The following is a 7,641-nucleotide window of genomic DNA, read 5'->3' as shown; positions in this document are numbered from 1 at the left end:
AGCTCATGCATTCCGGCGAAAGTATCCGCAGCGTGGTCGTGTATTGAGCTCGAACATGGAACTCGTAACGCAAAGCCAATGTTTCGGCGGAACGCAGGCGGTCTACCGCCACCCCTCCGAGGTCTGCGGCGTCGAGATGACGTTCGGCCTCTATATGCCGCCGCAGGCGCGGAAACGGCCGGTCCCGCTGTTATGGTATCTCTCGGGGCTGACATGCACCCATGAGAACGCGATGATCAAGGCGGGCCTGCAGCGGCATGCGGCGGAGCAGGGGCTGGCGCTTGTTTTCCCAGACACCTCGCCGCGGGGTGAAGGCGTCGCCGACGATGAAGCCTATGATCTCGGCCAGGGCGCGGGTTTCTACGTCAACGCCACCCAGAAGCCCTGGGCACCGCATTACCGGATGTATGACTACATCGTCACCGAACTGCCCGCCTTGCTGGAGGACCGATTGCCGCTCAACGGCGTCAACGGCATCACCGGCCACTCCATGGGCGGCCATGGCGCGCTGACGATCGCATTTCGTAACCCTGAATTGTTCCGCTCCGTTTCCGCTTTTGCACCGATCGTCAATCCGACCCGGTCCGACTGGGGGCGCAAGCAGTTTTCGGCCTATCTGGGCGACGACGAGGCCCATTGGGGTAACTACGACGCCTGCCTACTCCTAGGCGAACTCGGCTGGCATGGCGACATCCTCATCGACCAGGGCGTGGCAGACCAGTTTCTGGGGCAGCTACAGCCCGAGGCGATGGCCCGGCTGCTGGCGGAGCGGCGGCAGGCCGGCATCCTTAGGATGCAGGCCGGCTATGACCACAGCTACTACTTCGTGGCGAGCTTTGGCGAAGATCACGTGCGCTGGCATGCAGAGCGGCTGAACGCCGCGTAACGGAGAGGAAGGTATGGCTTCAAGACTTGGTACCCAATTGGCGGCTGTCGTCGTATTCGGCGGAACTCTGGCAGGCGTGATTGCGCCGGCACTCGCATTCGACCCCGCGGCGGGCGATCCGGCAGCGGGCGAGAAGGTATTTCGCAAGTGTCAGGCCTGTCACGCGATCGGTCCGGACGCCAAATCGAAGACCGGCCCCGTGCTGACCGGCGTAATCGGCCGGCCGGCGGGCAAAGTCGAAGGCTACGCCTACTCTCCCGCGATGAGCAAGGAGGCCGAGGCAGGGTTGATCTGGACGCCGGAGAAGATCGGCGAGTTTCTGACCAACCCGAAGGGGTTCCTGCCAGGCACCAAGATGACTTTTGCGGGATTGCGCAAGGATCAGGAGCGCGCCGATCTGATCGCATATCTGGCGACGTTTCCTTAAACGCAAGGGAGGAGGGCTCGAACAACAGCAGGAGGAAGGCGGCCACGGCAGCTTACGGAGATTTGCCCAGGCCATGCGAAACCGTGTCGCAAGCTGATACCGGGAAAAGAGGAGACCGCAAGGTTTTTCCGGGGCGAGCGGGCTGAAAGGCCCTGATCGGCAGCACTCAAGAGGAGGATGAAATGAAACGACTTCTTACAATGCTTGCCTTGACATCGATAGGCGGCGCGCAGGTCGCTCTCGCCAACTCGGAATTGCAAAAGCTCATCGATGACCCCAATCAATGGGCCATCCAAACCGGCGACTATGCCAACCTGCGCTACTCGAAGCTCGACCAGATTAACAAGGATAACGTCAGCAAACTGCAGGTGGCGTGGACTTTCTCGACCGGCGTCCTGCGCGGTCACGAAGGCTCGCCGCTGGTAGTCGGCGACATGATGTATGTGCATACGCCGTTCCCGAACACGGTCTATGCGCTGGATCTCAGCAAAGAAGGACAGATCGTCTGGAAATACGAGCCGAAACAGGACGAGAACGTCATTCCCGTGATGTGTTGCGACACCGTCAATCGCGGTGTGGCCTATGCCGACAACAAGATCTTCCTGCATCAGGCCGATACGACCGTCGTGGCGCTGGATGCCAAGACGGGCAAGGTGATCTGGAGCGTCAAGAACGGCGATCCTTCCAAGGGAGAGACCAATACCGCCACCGTCATGCCGGTGAAGGACAAGGTTCTCGTCGGCATATCCGGCGGTGAGTTCGGCGTCCGGGGCCACGTGACGGCCTATTCGATGGCGGATGGCAAGGTCGTGTGGCGCGGTTACTCCATGGGCCCGGACAGCGATACGCTGATGGACCCGGAAAAGACCACGAATTTGGGCAAGCCGGTCGGCAAGGACTCGGGCCTCACCACCTGGGAAGGCGATCAGTGGAAGATCGGCGGTGGCACGACCTGGGGCTGGTACTCCTATGATCCCGAATTGAACGTGGTGTACTACGGAACCGGCAACCCCTCCACCTGGAACCCGACCCAGCGGCCCGGCGACAATCGCTGGTCCATGACGATCTTCGCGCGTGACGTCGACACCGGCATGGCCAAATGGGTCTATCAGATGACGCCCCATGACGAATGGGACTATGACGGCGTCAACGAGATGATCCTGACCAATCAGCAGATCGACGGCCAGGATCGCAAGCTGCTGACCCATTTCGACCGCAACGGCTTCGCCTATACGATGGACCGCGTAACCGGTGAACTGCTGGTGGCGGAGAAGTACGATCCCGTGGTCAACTGGGCGACCAAAGTGGATATGGATCCGAACTCCGAAAAATATGGTCGACCGGAAGTCGTGGCACAGTATTCGACCGAGCAGAACGGCGAAGATACGAACACGACCGGCGTCTGCCCGGCGGCGCTCGGCACCAAGGACCAGCAGCCCGCGGCCTACTCGCCGAAGACCGAGCTGTTCTACGTGCCGACCAACCACGTCTGCATGGACTATGAGCCTTTCCGGGTAAGCTACACCGCCGGTCAGCCCTATGTCGGGGCCACGCTGTCGATGTATCCGCCGAAGGACAGCCACGGTGGCATGGGCAACTTCATCGCCTGGGACAACAAGGAAGGCAAGATCAAGTGGTCCCTGCCCGAACCGTTCTCTGTCTGGTCGGGCGCTCTGGCAACAGCCGGTGACGTGGTCTTCTACGGTACGCTCGAGGGCTATCTGAAGGCGGTCGACGCCGCGACGGGCAAGGAGCTCTATCGCTTCAAGACGCCTTCCGGAGTGATCGGCAACGTGATGACCTATGCCCATGGCGGCAAGCAGTATGTAGCCGTGCTTTCGGGTGTCGGCGGTTGGGCCGGTATCGGTCTCGCGGCCGGGCTCACCAACCCGAATGATGGTCTCGGAGCCGTCGGCGGCTATTCGGCCCTCAGCAACTACACCGCGCTCGGTGGCACGCTCACCGTGTTCAAGCTGCCAGAATAAGCGGCAATCTTCGCTCAGGAATGGGCGCGGCCGTTGAAACCCGCGCCCGTTCGTTCTCCGCCTAAAAGGACGCAAGATGACCAGATTAACAACCGCCGTACCGATGATCCTTGCCGTGTTGACGCTCATGGCCGGCGCCGCAGGCGCAGAAGACCCGCAAGCGCCAAAGGACAATATTACCGCCGTCCGCGACGAAAACGGGCGCTACTACACCGCCGACGACGTTCCTACCTTCAAAATCGCCAAAGACGGCACGGTCGACTGGCTGACCTATTCGGGCTTTCGCCGCTACCATTCGGAATGTCATGTCTGTCATGGTCCGGAGGGCGAGGGATCGAGCTATGCGCCGGCCTTGAAGAACTCCGCGATAAATATGGACTACTACGCCTTCATCGATGTCGTCACGAACGGACGCAAGAAGGTGAATGCTGCCGAGAACTCGGTGATGCCGGCCTTTGGCGAGAACGTCAACGTGATGTGTTATCTCGACGACATCTACGTCTATTTGAAAGCGCGCGGAGCTGATGCGCTGCCTCGGGGAAGGCCGGCGAAGAAGGAACCGAAAACGGATGCGATCCGGGATGCTGAAAACTCCTGCCTTGGCCACAACTAGCCTGGCCGCAGCCGCCGGCGTTCTGCTGTTGGCCTTTTCTGGCACCGCGCCGGCGCTGGCTCAGACGTCGGACCTGGTGTCGAAGACGGCGTTTCGGGTCTGTGCCGATCCAGCCAATCTGCCGATGTCGGATCGCTCAGGTGCAGGGTTCGAGAACAAGATCGCCGAGCTGATAGCGTCCAAGCTCGGACTGCCGCTGCATTACACGTGGTTTCCGATGGCGACCGGCTTCGTTCGCAAGACCTTGCAGGCCAATGCCTGCGATGTGGTCATAGGTTACGCCCAGGGCGACGAATTGGTGTTGAACACCAACCACTACTATACCTCGGCTTATGTGCTGATCGTCGCTTCGAACAGCCCGCTGGCCGGCGTCACGACGCTGTCCGACCCGCTTCTCAAGGACAAGCGGGTCGGCATCGTCGCGGGAACCCCGCCGGCCACGCACCTGGCGAGAAACGGACTGATGCCCAAAGCGAGGGGCTACCATCTGATGGTCGATCGGCGCTACGAGGATCCGGCCGATGACATGCTTGCCGACCTGAAGTCCGGCGCTATCGACGCAGCCATCCTCTGGGGGCCGATCGGCGCACCGCTCGTAAGGGCTAGCCATCCGGATCTGAAGGTGACGCCGCTTTTGTCGGAGCCGACGCCGCCGAGGCTCTTCTACCGCATCACGATGGGCGTGCGGCAGGGCGAGAAGGTCTGGGAGCGCAAGCTGAATTCGCTGATCCGCCGCAATCAGTCCGAGATCAACGCCATTCTCGCGAAAGCGGGCGTGCCGCTCCTGAACGATATGGGGACCGGCCCGCTCGAGGTGCAGGACTGACCGCTCCGCAGCTCCTTTCAGTGGTCCCGCCGACCCCGTTTCCGGTCGGGCCAGTCGGCCCACGGCGACGGCGAACCGAGGTGTCAAATGATCACTGACAAGCGCTATCAGAATGCGTTGCATCAGGCCCGGCCAAGCATAGGCATTATGCTAAACTACGCTCCTTAAGTATCGGTTTTACGCCACAAATTGCGCTGTTAGTCTCCTACTCGCGGGAAGTGTCGGGAAGATTGGGAGGTCGTCCGGGCAATGACTAATCCATCGCTGTTGCTTGCCGTTTTCTGGGCCGCGATGCTTATCGCATCCCCCTTGCAGGCAGCGGAGGTGAAGACGGCCGTGCTCAGGATCGATCGTGTGCTCGGCCCGCCGATCTCACGGCTCGACGCGCCGCCCGCCGATCTCGGGTTCGCCGGCGCCATGCTGGGGAACGAGGACAATCGGACGACAGGCGCTTTCACGGGCATGGACTACACCGTGAAAACGCAGGCGGTTGCGCCGGAGCAGGCGGAGGCGGCGCTCGATGCGCTGAAAGCCGAAGGCATCGGGCTCATCGCAGTGATCGCGGAAGGAGACATGCTGAAGGCGCTGTCCGATAGGGCCGGACCGGAGGTGCTGCTTTTGAACGCAGGCGCTCGTGACGAGGCGCTGCGCGATGCAGACTGTCGGGCCAATGTGCTGCATGTCTCGCCGAGCCGCTCCATGCTCAGCGACAGTATCGTCCAGTTTCTGATGTGGAAGAAATGGTCGCGCATCCTGCTGATCCACGGCTCGCATCCCGAGGACAAGCTTCTGGCCGACAGTTATCGAAAATCCGCCGCCAAATTCGGGGCGGAGATCGTCGAGGAACGGGAGTTCGTCGACACCGGCGGCGGCCGGCGCACCGACACGGGCCATGTCATGGTGCAAAAACAGATCCCCGTCTTCACCCAAGACGCCGAGGATCACGATGTGGTCGTCGCGGCCGACGAGGCCGGCGTTTTCGCGCCCTACCTGCCTTATCACACTTGGGATCCTAGGCCTGTCGCAGGTTCTGCGGGCCTTCGCCCGGTGTCCTGGCATGCCGCCCATGAAGCCTGGGGAGCGACCCAGTTCCAACGCCGCTTCGAAAAACTGACGGGGCGCAACATGCGCGAGGAGGATTACCAGGCCTGGCTTGCCATGCGCGTCATCGGCGAGGTGGTGACGCGGTCCGGCAAGGCCGATCCGGTAAGCGTGCGGGCCTACGCCCTTTCGCCCGATTTCGAACTGGCTGCGTTCAAGGGGCAGAAGCTGACCTTCCGATCGTGGAACGGGCAATTGCGCCAGCCGATCCTTTTGACCGACGGCCGGGTGACCGTTTCCGTTTCGCCGCAGGACGGTTTCCTGCACCAGCATTCGCCGCTCGACACACTGGGCATCGATGCGCCCGAAACCGCCTGCCAAGCCTTCGGAGGATAGAATGCTGAGATCCGCACTGGCCTTCCTGCCAGCCGTTCTAATGTTTGTCGGTCCTGCCTTGGCCAACAAGGTCTTCGTGAGCAACGAACGCGGCAATAGTGTCACCGTGCTCGACAGCCAAAGTTGGGAGGTGATCGCCACCTTTCCGGCCGGTAACAGGCCGCGCGGCATCACTATCAGCCCGGATGGCAAGGAACTCTATGTCTGCGCGTCGGACGACGATACCGTCCGTGTCTTCGATCCCGAGACGTACGAGGAACTGCATACGCTTCCGTCAGGCCCGGACCCGGAACTTTTCGCTCTCGATCCTTCAGGCAATCCACTCTACATCGCCAACGAGGACGACAATCTGGTCACCGTTGTCGATGTAAAAACGCGCCAGGTGTTGGCCGAGGTGCCGGTCGGCGTCGAGCCGGAAGGCGTTGCGGTAAGTCCAGATGCCAAGACCGTGATCAATACGTCCGAAACCACCAACATGGCGCATTTCATCGATACCTCAAGCTACAAGATCGTGCACAATGTATTGGTGGACCAGCGGCCGCGCTATGCCGAATTCACGGCCGACGGCAAGAAGCTTTACGTCAGTTCCGAGATCGGCGGCACCGTTTCCGTGATCGATCTATCGGCCGCTGAGCCGAAGATCACCAAGAAGATCACCTTCGCCGTACCTGGCGTGCTGCCCGAATGGTTGCAGCCGGTTGGCGTGAAAGCGACCAAGGACGGCTCGCGCGTTTTCGTGGCGCTCGGCCCGGCAAACCGCGTCGCGGTGATCGACGGGAAGACGGATGAGGTTCTCGACTATCTGCTCGTCGGTCAGCGGGTCTGGCAGATGGCATTCACTCCGGACGAGGAATTCCTGATCACCACCAACGGCAATTCCAACGACGTCAGCATCATCGACGTGAAGGCGGAAGAGGTGATCCGCTCGGTTCAGGTCGGGGAGCAACCCTGGGGGGTTGTGGTCGCCCCGAATTGAGGAGGAGCAATGCGGCAAGACCATTGGGGAGGATTTCAGCGTGAATAAATTGATTTCCGCGGCGCTCGCCGCACTCTTCTCGGCGGGCTCGGCCGTTGCCGCGCCGCTTTGCGGCGAGCTCGGCTTTGCCGGGCTGCTTGCCAAATGCAACCGAGGCGAGCCGATCGAGATCACCCTTGGCTCCGGCAAACCGCTTGGCAAAGGTGCCATCGCGCTGCAGTCCGGCGCCTATTACGAAATGCGCGTCACGGCGGACGGGTCGGCGGAGCTGGCACTCACCGGTGCGCAGTTCTTTCGTGCGATCTGGATGAACGAGATCGTCATCAACGGCATCGAAGTGCGCCCCATGGCGATCGACAGTCTCGAATTCGACGAGGCGGGCACGGCGACCCTCTCCTTCATCGCCATAAAGCCCGGCAGCTACGAGGTGAAGATTCCGAACACCACAAGCGACAGTCAAAAGGTGGCTATTTCCATTCAGTAAAGAGTTG

8 protein-coding genes are annotated in these 7,641 nt (G+C 61.2%); all 8 read left to right on the top strand.

The window, feature by feature from the left end; all coding sequences use genetic code 11:
* Window positions 1-55 precede the first annotated feature (55 nt).
* The 8 genes from fghA to AYK65_RS09155 all read left to right on the top strand — a co-directional run bounded on the left by fghA (window position 56) and on the right by AYK65_RS09155 (window position 7,634).
* A complete protein-coding gene (fghA, locus tag AYK65_RS09190; protein ID WP_026613840.1) occupies window positions 56-886 on the top strand; it encodes an S-formylglutathione hydrolase in 831 nt (276 codons plus the stop codon).
* Window positions 887-899: 13 nt separating this feature from the next.
* Window positions 900-1,313 (top strand): c-type cytochrome, encoded by a 414-nt coding sequence (locus AYK65_RS09185; RefSeq protein WP_026613841.1) that lies wholly within the window; start codon window positions 900-902, stop codon window positions 1,311-1,313.
* A 182-nt stretch (window positions 1,314-1,495) separates the two neighbouring features.
* Window positions 1,496-3,298 (top strand): lanthanide-dependent methanol dehydrogenase XoxF5, encoded by a 1,803-nt coding sequence (gene xoxF5, locus AYK65_RS09180; protein WP_026613842.1) that lies wholly within the window; start codon window positions 1,496-1,498, stop codon window positions 3,296-3,298.
* Between the two features lie 76 nt (window positions 3,299-3,374).
* Entirely contained in the window at window positions 3,375-3,911 is a 537-nt protein-coding gene (locus tag AYK65_RS09175) for a c-type cytochrome, methanol metabolism-related (RefSeq protein ID WP_046120833.1), read from the top strand.
* Window positions 3,868-4,737 carry a substrate-binding domain-containing protein gene (locus tag AYK65_RS09170; RefSeq protein WP_026613844.1) on the top strand — a complete coding sequence of 290 codons (870 nt, stop codon included), beginning with the start codon at window positions 3,868-3,870 and terminating at the stop codon, window positions 4,735-4,737. Before AYK65_RS09175 ends, AYK65_RS09170 begins: the two co-directional genes overlap by 44 nt.
* Window positions 4,738-4,986: 249 nt before the next feature.
* Complete coding sequence (locus AYK65_RS09165; protein WP_046120834.1) at window positions 4,987-6,174, top strand: ABC transporter substrate-binding protein; 1,188 nt, start codon at window positions 4,987-4,989, stop codon at window positions 6,172-6,174.
* 1 nt (window position 6,175) lies between these two features.
* A complete protein-coding gene (locus AYK65_RS09160) occupies window positions 6,176-7,150 on the top strand; it encodes a YVTN family beta-propeller repeat protein (protein WP_026613846.1) in 975 nt (324 codons plus the stop codon).
* Between the two features lie 40 nt (window positions 7,151-7,190).
* Window positions 7,191-7,634 (top strand): cupredoxin domain-containing protein, encoded by a 444-nt coding sequence (locus AYK65_RS09155; protein WP_034885081.1) that lies wholly within the window; start codon window positions 7,191-7,193, stop codon window positions 7,632-7,634.
* Window positions 7,635-7,641: the final 7 nt, after the last annotated feature.

The organism is Ensifer aridi (genome assembly GCF_002078505.1).
Lineage (GTDB): Bacteria > Pseudomonadota > Alphaproteobacteria > Rhizobiales > Rhizobiaceae > Sinorhizobium > Sinorhizobium aridi.
The sequence above is the reverse complement of the archived record's forward strand: the minus strand, read 5'-3'. Positions and strand labels throughout refer to the sequence as shown.